We start from the raw sequence: 16,665 nt of genomic DNA, 5'->3' as shown, positions 1-16,665 counted from the left end.
GAGAAAATATCTGCGGGTATGTTTTATTGCGCGGCTTTAACAGAAACCGGATGAATTCTTACTGTTTTTACAGCCTGATTTTTGACCTGAATAATCTCCATGGGATAATCGGCAATATTCAACCCTGTTCCACTTTCCGGAATATCCTGCAGATATTCCAGTATCAGGCCATTCAGTGTCTTGGGACCGTTTAGCGGCAACTGCATATCCAGTTTGCGATTCAAATCCCGCAGCAAAGTACTGCCTTCAACGAGGATGCTTCCGTCTTCTTGCTTATGATACGTATTAGCGAGGGTCGGTGCATGTGTTGTAAATTCGCCAATGATCTCCTCGAGAATATCTTCGATCGTTACCAGACCCAGCCATTCCCCATACTCGTCGACAATCAGCCCGATTCGCTTTCGGTTTTCCTGAAAAAGCTGCAACTGGGAAAACAAAGGCGTCCCGGACGGAATGAAATATGGTTTCTGCATGGCCTGTTCCAGCGATGCAGCCGTGACAGGGCCGCCTTTCATCAGGTTCAGGACCTTGCGCATATGTATGATACCCACGATATTATCCACGCGCTCCCGGTAGACCGGCAAACGGGTGTGGTGACAAGTCAGCAGCTGCGCCTGAATGGTTTCATCGTCTGCTGTCAGATCAATCGCCTCGACCAGGCTGCGCGGCACGATCACATCGTCTACGGTAACTGTTTCAAGATCAAACAGATTCAGCAACATGCTCTGATGCTTCTTCTGGATAAAATGACCGCCTTCCAGTACCAGCGTTTTCAGTTCTTCTGTGCTGACCGTCTGGGTCGCCGCCGACTGTTTCGGCTTCAGGCGCAGCAGCATTAACAAACCGCTGACGAACAGATTAATAAACCAGACTACCGGATAAAAAATCTTCAACAGTGGCGTCAGAATATAGCTCGCAAACAGCGCAATGCGTTCAGGGTAAGCAGCAGCAATGACTTTAGGCGTGATCTCGCTGAAAATCAGGATGGCGAATGTGACGCATATGGTACCCATCAGCAACGCCAGCTCACTCTGTCCAAAAAGCATTGCAATAATAACGGCAACCAGTGTGGCCGAGGCCGTATTGAGCAAGTTATTACCAAGTAAAATCACGCCGAGCAAGCGGTCTGTCTTGTCCAGCAACCGGCTGGTTAAACGCGCTCCTCGATGCCCCTGCTTTGCCAGATGCTTCAGCCGATACCGATTGATCGCCATCATGCTGGTTTCTGACAGCGAGAAAAAACCTGACAGAATCAGTAGCAGAAACAGTATGATCAGTAAGATATAAAGCGGTATATTTTCCAAAGAACACCTTTTTCGCCAGTTAATGCGCCAAGACCATAAGTCCAAATAAACGCCAGTACTCTATTTAATATTGATGTAAGTACTAGGCCGACAGCTCAACGACCACTGGCGCATGATCAGAAGGACGTTCCAGTTTCCGGGTGGCTTTATCGATCCAGCATGCGGTGCAATTTTGCGCCAGCGGCCGGCTCAATAAAATATGATCGATGCGCAATCCTCTGTTGCGGCGAAATGCCATCATACGGTAATCCCACCAGCTATAGGTTTTTTCAGGCTGATCAAACAATCGAAAGCTATCTACGAGCCCAAGATTCAGCAATTGATCAAATGCATCACGCTCCTGCTGACTGCACAATACCTTTCCCGCCCAGGCCTGCGGATCGTGAACGTCACGGTCATCCGGCGCAATATTATAATCGCCCAGCACAGCCAGTTGAGGATATGTATTGAGCTCATCGCGTAACCATTTTGCCAGTGCCGGCAGCCATCTGAGCTTATAATCATATTTTTTTGACCCCACAGCTTCGCCATTAGGTACGTACACACATATTACGCGCATCCCGTTAACCGTAACGGCAACAAACCGCTTCTGCTCGTCTTCAAAGCCGGGAATTGCTGTCAACACAGCATCGCCTTGCCGCCTGCTCAGAATGGCGACACCGTTAAAGGTTTTTTGTCCGGTATAGACGGCTCGGTAACCCGCATCCGCTATCTCGTCCTGTGGGAAATTTTCATCGGTCAGCTTGGTTTCCTGCAGGCATAGCACATCCGGCTGGTGCTGTTCCAGCCAATCCTGTACCTGGCCAAGCCGGACTTTCAGTGAATTGACATTCCATGTCGCCAGTTTCATGTTTTCATTATCCAGTCTATTAGTACGCTATCCATATCGATAGGGATAGCGTACCAGGGCTACAATAAAATCCGCTGCAGCCAGCAATCTATGTCGTTGATTTCCTGCATGCACACTGTGTGCTCCATTGGGTATTCATGCCATTCAAGCGCATAATCGGCATTACGCAAACCGTCTCTTGAAACAACAGCCAGCGATATCGGCACAATTGGGTCAAATGTGCCATGCGCCATCAGGATGGGAATCGCCGCATTGGCAGAGTGCGCTTCGTCGGCCAGATAACAGGCCAGTGGCAGATAACTGGACAATGCCATAATACCCGCCAGTTGATTTTTCTGGCGCAGACCGGCTTGCAGCGCAATGGCTCCACCCTGCGAAAAACCCGCCAGAACAATGTTGCGCGCGGCAATACCGCGTTGTATTTCATGGTCAATCAATGCATCAATGGCTTTCTGGGCGTCTCTGATACCTGCTTCATCTTCCTCGGAATCAATTCTGGCACCGTAGATATCGTACCACGCGCGCATGACATAACCATTATTAATGGTAACCGGACGCATCGGCGCATGCGGAAACAAAAACCGGATGCCTTTTTGTGATGATAATTTCAATTCATCAATGATCGGAACAAAATCATTACCGTCCGCCCCCAAGCCATGCAGCCAGATAACCACATAAGCAGGGTTGGGTGTTGTTTCAATTTCAACGGTGGACAGCAAATCTGTCATTGGCATGCAGGGTAATCAATCAATGTACCGCATTGACTAAAGTAAACGATAAGATAAAATTCGTCAGCAGGTAATTATTCAAATTTTTATAGGGAACAGCTATGAAACGTAGGGATTTTATCAAAATTGTGGGGGCGAGCGGACTTTTTATGCCCATGACGGCATTTCCATTATCTGCCGGCAAACGGATGCTGGATTATGAAAAATGGAATAGTTTCCGGTTGACCTATGAAATCAATTTGCCCGCAGGCGGGAAAAATGCGCGTTTATGGCTGCCGCTGCCTAACTCTCTTGAACCCGGTTATCAATACACCCAGGGAAGCAACTGGTCCGGCAACGCTACTCAGGCTCAGTTTTCGACCTTTGGCAAAGAAAACTTTCCAGTCTTCATGGCGCAATGGCGCGGTGAAAGCGAGAGCGAGCGCAGAGCCTCTGTCCAGTGTATTATCAAAACATCTCATCACGCAGTCGATCTTGAGCGTTACCAGGCTTCAGACAATGCCGCCGTACCCGGCGCCATTCGCCCTTATCTTCTGCCGACACGGCTGATCCCTGTCGACGGAATCGTCAGAGATGTAGCCTACTCCATCATTTACGACGAAGACAATACCGCACTGGATAAGGCGCGCTCGATTTATGACTGGTTAATTGATCATTTTCAGCATGATGAAACGGCGCCCGGCAGCGGTACAGGTGATATCAAGTTCATGCTGGAAAACAGCCGGCTTAGCGGCAAGTGTATCGACGTACATTCGCTGTTTGTAGGGTTAGCCCGTGCGGCAGGCATACCTGCACGTATTCAGTACGGCATCCGTATGATGGAGTCCGAAGTACATGAGGGGCTTGGCCGGCAAACCGATATCAGCCGCGCTCAGCACAGCCGCGCGGAATTTTATTTGAATAATCTGGGTTGGGTGCCTGTCAATCCGGCAGATGTCTGTAAAGTCGCAAAACTCGACAATCTAGAACCTGATGCATCAGAAACCGAGCATCTGCGGGAAAATTTTTTTGGGTCCTGGGAAATGAATTGGATCACATTTAATCATGGACAGGATATCGAGCTGACAAATAGCAAATCCGGAAAATTGCCTTTCTTTTTATTTCCACACGCTGAGATCGACAATCAAGCGCTGGATAGTCTAAGCCCTGAAAAATTCAGCTACCGGATAGCTTCAGCTGAACTGATTGGAACGGGCGCTTCATTCTAGTACTATCAATATGATATTGCCATGTACACTGACAAGCTCACTGAACCCGACAAATCAAATACCGGATAAGCTTTAGCCGAATCATTCTGACTGCAATTGAACGATCCTTGAGGAATGAACAAATGTCCGTACAAAAAAACGTAATGCATGTCTCAAACCGGTTGACAACGCCACAATTACGGAAACAATTACATTTCGGCAGCCTGTTTAAACACATCTGCGGCACATCTGCAAAAAGAGTTGACATCAGGTCACATAACGGGTTGTAATACACGGTTTTATTGATTAAAACCAGACAAGAGAGAATTAAAAATGAAACGCACTTTTCAGCCATCTGTAACCAAGAGAAAACGCACGCACGGATTTCTAGTACGTATGAAAACGCGCAGTGGTGCCGCCATTATCAGAGCGCGCCGCGCCAAAGGACGTGCGAGATTGGGCGTATAGGTCTGATAACATCGAAAAATCAAACCGTTAGTTTAAAAAATTATTCTCTGCCGAGAAACCGCCGGTTACGCCATGCCAATGCGTTTGCAGCTGTTTTTCGCTACAAGCATCAGAGCCGGGGAATTTATATCCAGGTTTATGCCAAACCCAACGGGCTGTCTTTTTCACGTCTGGGATTGATTGTTCCCAAAAAGGTGGAACGTAGCGCAGTTAAACGCAACCGGATCAAACGGCTGCTGCGGGAAACGTTTCGAACGTTTCAATATGGTAATGCAGCCCAGATGGACTGGGTTATGCGCTTGCAGCTCCCGATAACCGCAGAAGTCTCAAAGCGGCTCACCGCCGAAATCAGGTTGTTGATGCATCAATTACAAAAATGTCACGATTCATGATCGTTATTATAAGATTTTATCAATACTGCATTAGCCCTTTAATGGCGCCCGCATGCCGCTTTACGCCAACCTGCTCCGAGTATGCATGCGAAGCCTTTGCAAAATATGGCTTCCTGCGCGGCATGCGGTTAAGCATCTGGCGTATTTTGCGCTGCAATCCCTGGTGTAAAGGCGGATATGAACCCGTGCCTTAACAAAATTTTCAGTGTATGTGGGCTGCTGCGCGTATTGGGCAAAACAGCGACACCGTGCTTTATTTACAATGCACAACCCAATGTCGTCATACAATTAATCTGATCAGATAACAATGGAAACAAGAAAACTTATACTCATCATCATTTTGTCGACTTCCCTGTTGCTATTATGGGAGTCATGGCAAAAAGAAAATCAGCCACCGGCCACTCAGGTAACACCTGCACCCGCAGCAGATGGCAGCAATCAGCGTCATGATCCCCTGCCAGTACCCGGCGATGAACTTGCCACTTCGAGCAGCTCAGAAGCTGCGGCAGGTATAGAAGGCATTTCACCGTCAATTACACCCAACCTGTTTGAAACCGGCGAAAAAATTCACGTCACAACTGATATGGTGGTCGCCGAAATCGATACGGCCGGCGGTGATATCCGCAAACTCGGGTTGTTGAAACACCCTGCCAGAGAAGATGAAACGCAACCCTACCAATTGCTGCTGGATCATGCCGCCCGTTTTCAAGTATCGCAATCGGGATTAATTGGCGATGGCCTGCCGACCCACAAAACAAAATATACCGTTGACTCGAATCAATACAATTATGAATTGAGTCCCGGCGAAGACAGCGTGAGCATCCGCCTTTTGGCACCTGAAGTCGATGGCATCCAGGTGGACAAGATATACACCTTCCATCGCGGCTCGTATGTCATAGACGTCAAGTTTGAAATTGTCAATCACAGCGACGCCACAATCCTGCCGTTCTCTTATTTCCAATTGCTGCGGGACGGAAAAGATCCGGTCGGACAGGGTTTCCTGGTACATTCCCACACCGGTCCGGCACTTTATACGGAAGAAGAGAAGTTTCTCAAGGTCAAGTTCTCCGATCTGGATAAAAACAAGGCCGAGTATCCAGCCAACGCCGATGACGGCTGGATCGCCATGCTTGAGCATTATTTTCTGACTGCATGGCTGCCGGAGCAGGGTGAACCCCGTGAATACTATATCAAACGATTAGCCTATAACCAGTATACCGCCGGCGTGATTGCGCCTGTCGGAGCGATCGGGCCGGGGCAGACACAAACCATAGCCATGCCGTTTTATGCCGGTCCGCAGGAACAGGACAAACTTGCCGAACTTTCACCGGGTCTGGACCTGACCGTTGACTACGGGTGGCTGACCGTTCTGGCGAAGCCGTTATTCTGGCTGCTTTCCTTCTATCACTCATATGTCGGCAACTGGGGCATCGCTATCATACTGCTGACATTGACGGTCAAGTTAATATTCTTCCCGTTGTCGGCAGCCGGTTACCGCTCGATGGCGAAATTGCGCGTGGTTACACCAAAACTGCAACGCATCCGTGAGCAGTACGCCAGCGACCGCCAGCGCATGCATCAGGCGATGATGGAATTTTACAAACAGGAAAAAATCAACCCATTAGGCGGGTGCCTGCCGATTCTGGTGCAGATTCCGGTATTTATCGCCTTGTTCTGGACACTGTTGGCCGCTGTCGAGTTACGGTATGCGCCACTGGCATTGTGGATTACCGACATGTCCGTACCGGATCCATACTATGTCCTTCCATTGCTGATGGGCGTATCCATGTACATTCAATCCAAGCTGAGCCCTAAACCAACCGACCCGATTCAGGCGAAGGTTATGCAGATCATGCCGATCGCTTTCAGCATATTTTTCTTTTTCTTCCCTGCCGGGCTGGTATTGTACTCGCTGTGCAACAACATACTGTCCATATTGCAACAATGGCAGATAACGCGGATGCTCGAGAAAAAAGCCGAAGCAGAGGAAGAGAAAAAAAGTAAAGGCAAAGGCAAGCTGAAAGACAACAGCGCCGCAGACGAAGAGGAAAGCGAGATTTCCGCGGAACCCCGGCAGCTGACGCACACTGAGAATACCGAGGCAAAAGAAGATAGCAATATTGAAGACGCCGAAGTCGTTGAAGACAAAGATACAAAACCGGAAAAAGCGCCGCCGGAACCTGCAAAACCCAGGCCAAAACTCAAACCTGCAACCGGCGCGCGGCGCGGTAAAGGGCGAAAAGGCAGGCGAAGATAGCAATTACAGTTTGCAGCCGGCGCGACCGTGTCGGCTGCTGGCCGGTTTTATTTGCACGGCCTTAATCACAAGGCATGCTTGAGCGACCCGATATTATTGCTGCCATTGCAACGCCGCCAGGCAAGGGTGGCGTTGGTATCGTACGTATCTCAGGAAAAAACCTGGCGCCCATTGCAAAAACCTTACTGGGTGAATTGCCAATGCCGCGTTATGCACAATTAACCCGGTTTTGCGACACACGGGGAGAAGTCATCGATGAGGGCATCGCCCTGTATTTTCCCGCGCCGCATTCCTATACCGGCGAGGATGTCCTTGAACTGCAAGGCCACGGCGGGCCGGCCATCATGAATTTATTGCTCGGCGCCTGCCTGGACTGCGGCGCACGGACGGCGCAACCAGGCGAATTCACGCTACGCGCTTTTTTAAACCAGAAACTGGACCTGGTTCAGGCCGAAAGTGTTGCCGATATTATTGAAGCCAGCACCAGTCAGGCGGCACGTTGTGCCGTTCGCTCGTTGCAAGGCCGATTTTCGAAAACGATCGATAGACTGGTTCAATCATTGATATCGCTGCGCATGTTGGTCGAAGCCACGCTTGATTTTCCTGAAGAAGAAATTGAAGGTCTGCACAATGAAGCAGTTAACAACCAGCTCAACACAATCAAAACGCAATTAAATGGCGTTTTATCGTCCGCGCACCAGGGTTATCTGTTGCAAGAGGGCATCAGAGCTGTGCTGGTTGGCGAACCCAATGTCGGCAAATCCAGCCTGCTCAACCAGCTTGCCGAAGATGATGTTGCCATTGTCACCGAAATTCCCGGCACAACACGCGACAGCATACAGAAAACCATTACACTCGCGGGCGTACCGGTGCATATCATCGATACCGCCGGTTTAAGAGAAACTTCGGATATTGTCGAACGCAAGGGTATTGAACGCACGCAGTCCGCCATCAAAGATGCCGATATCCTCATCCGCCTCACCGACCTCAGCCGCGATACATCCGAAAAAGAAGACGAGGCACTGCGGGCATTTTTCATTAACAAACCCCATATCAACGTGTTCAACAAAATTGATCTGATTGATCAGGTGCCTAAAGCCGAAACGCACGAAAATACTGTCAATGTGTATCTCTCCGCGAAGACCGGCGCAGGCGTTGAACTGTTGCGCGAACTGATTCTTCACGCGGCCGGCTGGCAAACAGAGCAAGCCGGAGAAGGATTGTTTATGGCCAGACAGCGCCACCTCGAAGCGCTCGAACATACTCAAAAGCATTTGAACAGAGCATGCGTACACAGCGAAAATGAAGCCGAATGGGTATTGCTCGCTGAAGAACTCAGACTCGCTCAGGATGCTCTATCCTCAATCACCGGGCGTTTCACAGCAGACGATCTGCTCGGAGAAATATTTTCGCGGTTTTGTATTGGAAAATGATACTGTGCCGGAAAGCTATTCGGTCATAGACGTTGCATTCATGAATAGAAGTTTAACAGGCCGCTGAAACCCGGCTTATCGTTAGGAGTCGTTCATAAATAACTGTAATACTTGCTAGTGGTTTCGCTCATTAAAAAATAATGGTTTCCCTAATATATTTTTTTCATTCGCTGGCCTAGAGTACTCACGAGCTGATTCATTCGGCGCAGCCGTCAAAAAGCCAAAGCTGCGTAACTGTTTTGCCAGTTTTTACTTTTTAGCATCTGTTCGTGAATAAAGCTTGTGCTTCTTTTAGTCCGGACTTGCAAAGCAAGTGAGCCGGTCGAGATTTTTGTAAAAACTGAATTGCCTGAGGCTTTTTAAACGAGGAATTGAAATGGAATCAGTCAAAAAACCACTCAAAGTTGCCAAAAGAACAAAGAAAAAATCATCTGCCACGAATAGCAAGCCCCAATCCGGGTTAGCCGATACAGACCGGTATGCGCATATTGCGGTTTCTGCTTACTACAAGGCGCAGGCACGCGGTTTTGAACCGGGACATGAACTGGCAGACTGGCTGGCTGCAGAAGCAGAACAGCGGTTATGAGACTATTGGCGATGCATGAATCAGTATAAAACTGCGTAATTACAATGCCGTGACCTGCAACGTTCTGACCGTTTCTGTTTGAGAAGACCACAGTCTTGATCTATTCATTGTCGAATTTGCAGAAATCTTATGAATTTGAGGTTGATGGCGCAATAAAGCCGCGTTTATACGCTGATAACAAATGTTCTTGCCGGTATCTTGATCGTGGGACCGCTACACATTTCAAAAAGCGTCAGTAGAAGTCTGTTTTGAGCTAATCGCAAATACAACGATTAGTCATCGCGTTTCATGAGGAAAATAAAATGAAAAAAGTGCTTGTGATTATGCTTGGTTTGGCAGCCTTTGCCGTTCAGGCAAATGATCCGGATAAACGCCAGATACTTGCGGTCAACGAATTGCAGCGTGCGCATATTCTTGAAGAAATGCGCACGCTGCTGATGGGAACACAAAAGATTCTGTTCTCACTTTCTGAAGAGAATATGGCAGCTGTCGCTCAACATGCCCGGTTGCTTGGAACGGACATGGCTCACAAAGCCGAAGGCCACCTCAGCGAGGTATTGCCCAAGGAATTTATGCAACTGGGTATGTCTGTTCATCGTGATTTTGATCAAATCGCGAAGGACGCTGAATTATTACAGGATGTCAAACATACTCTGCGGCAATTGAGTGAGTCTATGAACAAGTGTGTGGCATGTCATGCAACTTATCAGATCCAGACAACACAGTCATCTGGCAAACGTGACCAGAAAACCGATCTGTAACAAACCGGCCGGGCAACTAAGGTTTATGCGCATGCTCAGGCAGAATGACTGGAATTGCCGGTATACGGTCATTATAATGAGCATTTGGTTTTTATTGCGTATTTATTAAGCATGCCTCAAAAAAAAGATTCGGATTCCAATTCAAAGGATATTAAACTTACGTGGCGGCAGTTATTGTTTCATTTTGTACTGCTTTGTCTGTGTGTGCTGCTTGGTGTGTTTTCCTGGTATCTGTCAAGGCCGCAAAGTATCCGTCTGCATGAAACCGGAATGCACGAATACCTCACAGTGTCGCTAACACCGGAAATAGAAGTGTCGCTGGATCACGGCAGCTCGTGCGCTGTCACCGATTACGAGCCATTGCGTATCGAACTGTTCCGCGGAAATGCTTATTTTAATATCAAGAAAAAGCAGGCGGATGATTTTCGCGTAAAAGTTGGCGAAGCATTCATTGAAGATCTTGGCACGCGCTTTAGCGTACGTATGCGAAAGGACGGCAATCATATTGTTTCGGTTGGGCAGGGACAAATCAAAGTACATGTCGCTGACGGCGAATATCTGATCAGCGCGCTTGAGCAAGCGAATTTCAATAATTTCAAGATCAGCAAACACAGAATGATCAGCGCAAACGAGGTCGCGCCCTGGGATTCGCAGCAGATCGTGCCGTAAACGGATTGACTACACACCATTAGCACCTGATTGACACACCGGATTCTGTCGATATTATGCACCCCCTGGATGCTTCTGTTGCTGCCGTCTTTGCCAGAACGGCGCCTGCACAAAACGTTTTTCAAGCTGATAATACTGACGGCGTGTGTGCTGATACTGCTTAAATTCCGATTCGAGCAGATGCTGGTATTTCGATATTGCGTCCGGCTTGCCCTGTAATTCATCCCTGATCGCATAGGAGGCCAGCAGGCCATGACGCAGGGCTTTGAATATGCCCAGCGACGAAAGTGGATCGAAGACGCAAGCCGCATCGCCTGCGGCATACCACCCAGGCCCGCAGAATTGCTGCAGGCACTGGCTGCGCGCCGGTTTAACCTGCAATGGCGAAAGCGGTGTTTTTTTCTCAAACCGGGTTCGCGTAAAACTGGTGTTTACCAGAGCCTTGAACCATCCTGTTTCACCAAGCACATCCATATCCCGGGCTAGATCGCTGTCGGTCATCAGTGCCGCGATCCATTGCCCCTGCGGCAAGCGCGCGGAATACCACCAGCCGGCCACATCGCTTTCGATCAGTGTGAAACTGGCATCGCCGCATGCCGTATCATTTTCTTCATCCTGAAAAAAACGGAAGATCCCCGTCAGCCTATCGAGTTTGTTCGCCCGCAAGCCCAGCTTACGGCAGAATGCGCTGCCGCGCCCGCTTGCATCGACTACCAGCGCTGTCTCAAAGGTTACAGTTGAAGCGGCTGAACGGTGAACCGTCACGCGCCAGCCGTGACGATAGTTTTGAGTCCCCGTCAGCGTTGACCCGAAAATAACCGTTGCGCCTGCGCGTTCGGCATGCCGGACCATCCAGCTGTCAAATGATGTCCGGTCAATATGCCAGCCATGACCGTAACAGGAAAACCAGAACGGGTATTCATGGACTTGCACGCTGCCCCAGATGGAACGGGTTCCCATTGCGGCCATATCGCCACGCGCAAGAAAACTTTCCGATAATCCCAATTGCTGCAATAGCAGCATCGTCTGCGGCGGCAATGTTTCACCGATGCGAAAGGGTCGCGATACGCTGCTGCTGCGCTCCAGCAATAACACGGACAGATTGGGTATTTGTTGTAACAACGCGATAGCAGTAGCACAGCCTGCGATGCCGGCGCCAACAATGATGACATCGTAACGCCGGCGCAATCGATTAACCGTTGCCATCCTGTTTAACAGCGAGCCATTGCGCCATCTCCTCAGCCGAGGCCATAAATCAGGCCCGAAAAAATTTGCATCGGACCCGGATCGATACGGATATTGCCGCGCCCGAATTCCAGCGAATCGAAATCGGCGTCGACATCGGGGTTGCCCAGAAAACTCCGGTAAGTCCAGATTCCCACCAGAATGGGTGGTATACCGTCCACCACATCACTCATTGTTTGATTCCTCTTTTATTTCACCACCCAGTGTTCGCTGTCCAGGCTGAAGCTGCGGTCCGAGCGCCTGATCGTTGCGTTCTATCTGATAGTAGCCCGGGTTGCCGTCGTTCGGTTCAAATTTGATAAACCCAAGATTGGCCCAGTCACGCACCATCTGCACGCCGCCAGCGTAATTATCGGGAATGCCCGATGCCCAGTAATACTGTCCGCCGCTTGCCTTCTGGATCACCATTGGCCGGTGACCGGGCCACCAGGGAATGTTGTAGGCAGTATTCTGTTTGGCCGGATCGCCGGTGCTGCCGGGATATATGTCGTTCCACATTTCGTAGGTGACATTGATGTTCTGATCGGTACATTCATGAAAATCCGCCTGCCACGGTAGCCCCATGTATTTGGTCAGATCGCCTGGTTCCATGCCTCTGGCAATATCGTCGGCCTGGCTGCCGTCCTTAATTGCTACCGGCGCGGGAATACTGAGGCCGCCAGCGATATATGCAGCCTGATGGATACGGTATGCACTGCTGTAAATGGCCGGATTCAGCATGATCCATCCGACTTCAGCGCCGGGGCAGAAAGCGCCGCCAAGCACATTGCCCAGTACACCGCGGTCGATCGCGCTGCCGGTCTTCGGTGGGGCGGTCCAGGGGTTGTCGCAGGCCGTATTGCCTTCACCCCATTCGTCGCATTCGTTGATGAATTTGCCGTCCTTCCACTGTTTCAAGAAAAACAGCTGGGTATCGGTCATGCGCAGAAACTTATCCGTCACTGTGTTACTGATGGGATTGTTGCCGTTCAGCATCGGCATCAGGCGCGGTTTTGAGGCTGAGTTATGAAATGAGGATACATATTGCGCGCTTAAGTCGTCAGGAACGGTATACAGATTCTCCTGTCCCTGTTTACGCATGACCGCATAGATAAATGCGCGATGCTGGCGGCTGGGATCATGGCCGTTTTTTGGCGGCTGCGACAGCGCCGTTTTGTCGAGGTTGCCACCGGTACCGCGGTTATGCGGCATGCCGCCGCCGAACGGGTCGAAATCGTAGGTAAAACTGTAATTCTCCGGCCGGTTGAACATAGGCCAGATGTCCCTGAAAAAACGGGGATAGTAATCCGGGTTATAGGAGGCATCGCTGCGCCATACAGCCCATTGTTCCGCTGTCTGCGGCTGGTTGCTCTGCCGGTCGAAGGGGACGACGCCGTAAACCGCCGGATCATAAGCAAAATGACGCACCGATAAGTCGTAAATCGCTTCATCCATGGTAATCATGTCTTCGATTTCCGGCGCATACGATGGATAGCCAACCAGCAGCCAGGCGGGCGCGTCCACTTCATAAAACGAAAATTTTTTCTTTCTGACCGGTTTGCCCTGTGCGTCGGTATAACGGTGGATATAGCTGTACCTGATTTTCGCGCGCACCGGCCCGTCGGAAACATCGTCATACCAGCCGTCATTATTGGCGTAATTGCTGATAACCGGTATCGTATTGCCGTCGGCATCCTTGTAACCGGAGCGGCCGTAGCCGCCCAGCACAATCAGGCGCCGGTGATTATCGTTGTCTTCATTGACCATCATTTCGCCAAGCGTGGTGATGTTGTATGGCTGGATATCCGGTGGCGGAAAACGCTGCGGGTAGGCGTTGCCGTTATTTTGTGCAAACGACGCCTGGCCATCATTGCCGGAAACCGTGCGCGGCCCCGGATCGATAATCAACTGGCGCCGCCGGTCGGGTTGCGTCACCTGCGGATTACGCAGCGGATGATCGGGGCCGTAGCCGTGCATGCCGTCATTTTCGCTGAATGCATACCATGATGCCTTTTTGTTGGCCAGATGCACGGTCCATTCGATATCGACAACGGTGCCTTCCACCATTTGCGGTCCGGTTGTTGAGGTATTCAATGGAAACTGGAATTTATCGCCGATCTTCAATTCCCGGTCGCTGTCGAGCTGGTTTCCGCCATATACAAAAATGCGAAAACGCGCCGCCTGGCGCTTGATACAGCCAAAGTTACCCGCCTCCTTAAACTGGCTCACGCGAACAGGCAGCCCTTTCTCGTCGACGACTTCCCGTCCCCGGTCATCGCATTCGATCGGCAGTGCGCCGGTCTGTTCGGGCGCGAGGTAAAATTCGTCGCTGTTGCCAATGCGCGCGCAGCCGATGGCCGGGTGAATTTTAAACGTTTGCATGTTTATTTTCTCCAAGTCTAGTACTCATCAATATGATATTGTCGTGTACAGCGTTACCATGGTGTTATGCAACAAGGCACAGTACAGCAGGAAAGGGTTGTTCTCTTTTCAAGTACTGTAACGCAGTCGCAGGACACCATGGTCACTGACAAGCGCACTGAACCCGGCAATATCATATTGGTAGAGCACTAGTCCATGAAATCAAGAGAAACGCCGTCGATAAACACCGCGTCGTCGATTGGTTTGCCATCGAGACCCATGACAACCAGATGCACGCTGATATCGGTCTCGCCGTTGGCCAGCATGCGCTGCACCGCCTCGGTTGCATCGATACGGAAGTTGCGCGGCGCATGATGCTGCAAAGGCCGCTGGTCAAATCTGCGCGTCCTGGGTAGCGGTTTATCGCAATGCCCGGGGCCGCCATAACACGAACCGTGAAACGTGGTCACCTGACCGACGTAATGCCGATTATTGTCTACCGGCGTCGCGACCGTGGCGTCCGGCGCGTTGAGGAATACGCGAATGACGGCGTTGAACAGATTGGCGACATGCATGCGGTGCAGACGTATCTCTGCTTTACGGAAGGTATCCAGCACCTGCGGCTTAACACCGGCTTTTTCAGCGTTGAACCGCAACAATCCCTGTTGGCCGTTTACGGGATAATGATAAGTGTCGCGCATATATTCATAACCCAGTTTGCGCGTGCTGAGCGTATCGCCGACATTCATCGACCAGGGCGGCAAGATGCCGTCCAGGCCTTCCGGGTTAAGGCCGGGACGCATCTCCTGCCAGACAGCCCACAGCCGGTCAACATTCGAATGATGCGCCCAGAAAATGGGATCGAAAGCGGTGACGCGGTTATCCGTCATGTAGCCGTAGTTCGGATTGAAACTGTTTTGCGGGTCGGGATTATCCACGCCAATGGCTTTGGCAGCCGATAAAAACAGGGGGTTCTGTCCGCCTGAGAAGTTATGCATGCCGTTATGCATTTCTTCCAGCCAGCCAAAATGATGATCGTATACGGGACCGCCGCCGAACTGATTCCAGTTGTTCGAAGACAGAATGCCCTGCACATCCGCGGCAGTGGGATAATGCGTTGCAATGCCCAGCGACCCCGGCCAGCGGTTCGGAAACCACAGCGGATTGGCGCGGCGCAGCTCGGCATAAATCGCGTCGACTTGATCCGACCACATCACCTTGCCGGCGCTGAGCTTCAAAGTGAAATCAACTTTGGCCGCTTTGAGAAAACGCAGGCCGGAGTTATAGACTGTTCCTTTTTTCTGCAGCCTGGCGAGATTGGCCAGTTCGCTGTCGCTGAACAGCTTGCTGTCCTTCAGCGCCGCAAGGCCGGCAGCATCGAGAAAGCAACCGTACGCTCCTGGCAGTACACCAATATCCAGCTGCTCCGTATTAAACGTCGCGCGATTAACGTCGGCGTAATCGTTCCACGACCAGTAGGGCAACGTGATACATGCATCGTAATCCTGCAGCGTTTGTTCGAAGAAATACAGATAAAGCCGATGCCACGGCAGAAACTGTTCCCAGCCATGCTGACACGAATCGGTATGGATGCGCGCCCAGTAGTTAAAACTGCGCTCATCGAAGATATGCGGATCGTAGGTGTACATGCAGGCCAGCGCCTCGCGCAGCAGCGAAAGTTCATTTGCAGACAGCGTGCTCACCTCTTTTCTGACCTTCAAGCCCTGTACATCATCGCTGATAGCATTGCAATGCTTGGCGGAGACCGTATGCAACGCATCGCCTCTGGCCAGGGCCAGTATTGACGCGCCGGTGCTTATCTTTGCACTGTCTTGAGGGCCGTCTGTTTCGGGACAGCCGTCATCGATCCATGCTGCGATAAAGTCGATATCCGAAGGACTGACCGCATTTTCCGTCTGCCATAATAACGGCGGAAACTGGCTGCCGTCGAAAGGAAACTGTTTGCGCAGGCCTTTGATCAGGGCGGATCGGTCGCTGCGTGTCTGCTGTGATTGGCCTGCGGTTTGGTCGCTACTGCCTGCGGGGCTGCTTGCTGTCTGTTTGGCCGGATTCTTGCCGCCGGTCGGCCAGCACTCACCCACAGTTGCAGCGCTGCCGCCGGGAATCAGCGCCTGATTCAATGCCGACTCGCTGGCGGCAAGTGAATCGACCACACCGCCGCCGTCACCGCAACAGCTTTTATCGCCGGCGTTGACCGGCTGATGACCGGATTCATCAGACTCAGGTGCGATCAGGCGCTGCCCGTACAGCTCGGCTGTTTTGAACGTATTTAAATCCCGCCAGAAAGCGCCGAGCCCCTGATAATCGGGAATGCACGGTCCCTGCGATTGATCCAGTATCTGCTGCACGCGCTGATAACGCGACAGTTTTTTTCTGTCATTCATAATTCACCTCGAATGTACATGACCGGCCGCCAGCCACGGT

Annotated in this window: 16 protein-coding genes; 9 read left to right on the top strand and 7 right to left on the bottom strand. The window is 50.8% G+C overall.

Features of this window, described 5'->3' with window-relative positions:
• Positions 1-23 precede the first annotated feature (23 nt).
• From BMY60_RS05545 to BMY60_RS05535, 3 genes are all read right to left on the bottom strand, one after another.
• A complete protein-coding gene (locus tag BMY60_RS05545; protein WP_090331991.1) occupies positions 24-1,304 on the bottom strand; it encodes an HlyC/CorC family transporter in 1,281 nt (426 codons plus the stop codon).
• Positions 1,305-1,386: 82 nt separating this feature from the next.
• The gene (gene xth / locus BMY60_RS05540) at positions 1,387-2,154 is read right to left on the bottom strand and encodes an exodeoxyribonuclease III (RefSeq protein WP_090331989.1); all 768 of its coding nucleotides are present in this window, start codon (positions 2,152-2,154) and stop codon (positions 1,387-1,389) included.
• A gap of 59 nt (positions 2,155-2,213) precedes the next feature.
• Complete coding sequence (locus tag BMY60_RS05535) at positions 2,214-2,888, bottom strand: alpha/beta hydrolase (RefSeq protein ID WP_371264192.1); 675 nt, start codon at positions 2,886-2,888, stop codon at positions 2,214-2,216.
• Positions 2,889-2,983: 95 nt separating this feature from the next.
• Here BMY60_RS05535 and BMY60_RS05530 point away from each other — a divergent pair, with 95 nt between their 5' ends.
• From BMY60_RS05530 to BMY60_RS05490, 9 genes are all read left to right on the top strand, one after another.
• Positions 2,984-4,090, top strand: coding sequence for a transglutaminase-like domain-containing protein (locus BMY60_RS05530; protein WP_090331975.1), 1,107 nt, complete (start codon positions 2,984-2,986; stop codon positions 4,088-4,090).
• Positions 4,091-4,402: 312 nt separating this feature from the next.
• Entirely contained in the window at positions 4,403-4,537 is a 135-nt protein-coding gene (rpmH, locus tag BMY60_RS05525; protein ID WP_090332080.1) for a 50S ribosomal protein L34, read from the top strand.
• Positions 4,525-4,929 (top strand): ribonuclease P protein component, encoded by a 405-nt coding sequence (rnpA, locus tag BMY60_RS05520; protein WP_256250708.1) that lies wholly within the window; start codon positions 4,525-4,527, stop codon positions 4,927-4,929. The genes rpmH and rnpA overlap by 13 nt, the downstream gene beginning before the upstream one ends.
• Positions 4,914-5,123: a membrane protein insertion efficiency factor YidD gene (gene yidD, locus BMY60_RS05515; protein ID WP_218141631.1), complete on the top strand. Its 210-nt coding sequence runs from the start codon at positions 4,914-4,916 to the stop codon at positions 5,121-5,123. The genes rnpA and yidD overlap by 16 nt, the downstream gene beginning before the upstream one ends.
• Before the next feature lie 113 nt (positions 5,124-5,236).
• Positions 5,237-7,186, top strand: a complete 1,950-nt coding sequence (gene yidC / locus BMY60_RS05510) for a membrane protein insertase YidC (protein WP_256250704.1) — start codon at positions 5,237-5,239, stop codon at positions 7,184-7,186.
• Positions 7,187-7,260: 74 nt separating this feature from the next.
• The gene (gene mnmE / locus BMY60_RS05505) at positions 7,261-8,619 is read left to right on the top strand and encodes a tRNA uridine-5-carboxymethylaminomethyl(34) synthesis GTPase MnmE (RefSeq protein WP_090331971.1); all 1,359 of its coding nucleotides are present in this window, start codon (positions 7,261-7,263) and stop codon (positions 8,617-8,619) included.
• Positions 8,620-8,995: 376 nt separating this feature from the next.
• Complete coding sequence (locus tag BMY60_RS05500; RefSeq protein ID WP_090331970.1) at positions 8,996-9,205, top strand: DUF2934 domain-containing protein; 210 nt, start codon at positions 8,996-8,998, stop codon at positions 9,203-9,205.
• Between the two features lie 302 nt (positions 9,206-9,507).
• A complete protein-coding gene (locus BMY60_RS05495) occupies positions 9,508-9,966 on the top strand; it encodes a hypothetical protein (protein ID WP_090331968.1) in 459 nt (152 codons plus the stop codon).
• A 111-nt stretch (positions 9,967-10,077) separates the two neighbouring features.
• Entirely contained in the window at positions 10,078-10,635 is a 558-nt protein-coding gene (locus BMY60_RS05490) for a FecR domain-containing protein (RefSeq protein WP_143057363.1), read from the top strand.
• A gap of 54 nt (positions 10,636-10,689) precedes the next feature.
• On the opposite strand, the gene BMY60_RS05485 is transcribed toward BMY60_RS05490, so the two are convergent.
• The 4 genes from BMY60_RS05485 to BMY60_RS05470 all read right to left on the bottom strand — a co-directional run bounded on the left by BMY60_RS05485 (position 10,690) and on the right by BMY60_RS05470 (position 16,625).
• The gene (locus BMY60_RS05485; protein ID WP_090331965.1) at positions 10,690-11,841 is read right to left on the bottom strand and encodes an NAD(P)/FAD-dependent oxidoreductase; all 1,152 of its coding nucleotides are present in this window, start codon (positions 11,839-11,841) and stop codon (positions 10,690-10,692) included.
• A gap of 32 nt (positions 11,842-11,873) precedes the next feature.
• Positions 11,874-12,053, bottom strand: coding sequence for a hypothetical protein (locus BMY60_RS05480; RefSeq protein WP_090331964.1), 180 nt, complete (start codon positions 12,051-12,053; stop codon positions 11,874-11,876).
• Positions 12,046-14,241 (bottom strand): LodA/GoxA family CTQ-dependent oxidase, encoded by a 2,196-nt coding sequence (locus BMY60_RS05475; RefSeq protein ID WP_090331962.1) that lies wholly within the window; start codon positions 14,239-14,241, stop codon positions 12,046-12,048. Before BMY60_RS05475 ends, BMY60_RS05480 begins: the two co-directional genes overlap by 8 nt.
• Before the next feature lie 188 nt (positions 14,242-14,429).
• Complete coding sequence (locus BMY60_RS05470) at positions 14,430-16,625, bottom strand: tyrosinase family protein (RefSeq protein WP_090331957.1); 2,196 nt, start codon at positions 16,623-16,625, stop codon at positions 14,430-14,432.
• Positions 16,626-16,665: the final 40 nt, after the last annotated feature.

This window comes from Nitrosomonas sp. Nm51 (assembly GCF_900111165.1).
Lineage (GTDB): Bacteria > Pseudomonadota > Gammaproteobacteria > Burkholderiales > Nitrosomonadaceae > Nitrosomonas.
This window is presented reverse-complemented; position numbering and strand designations above follow the sequence as displayed.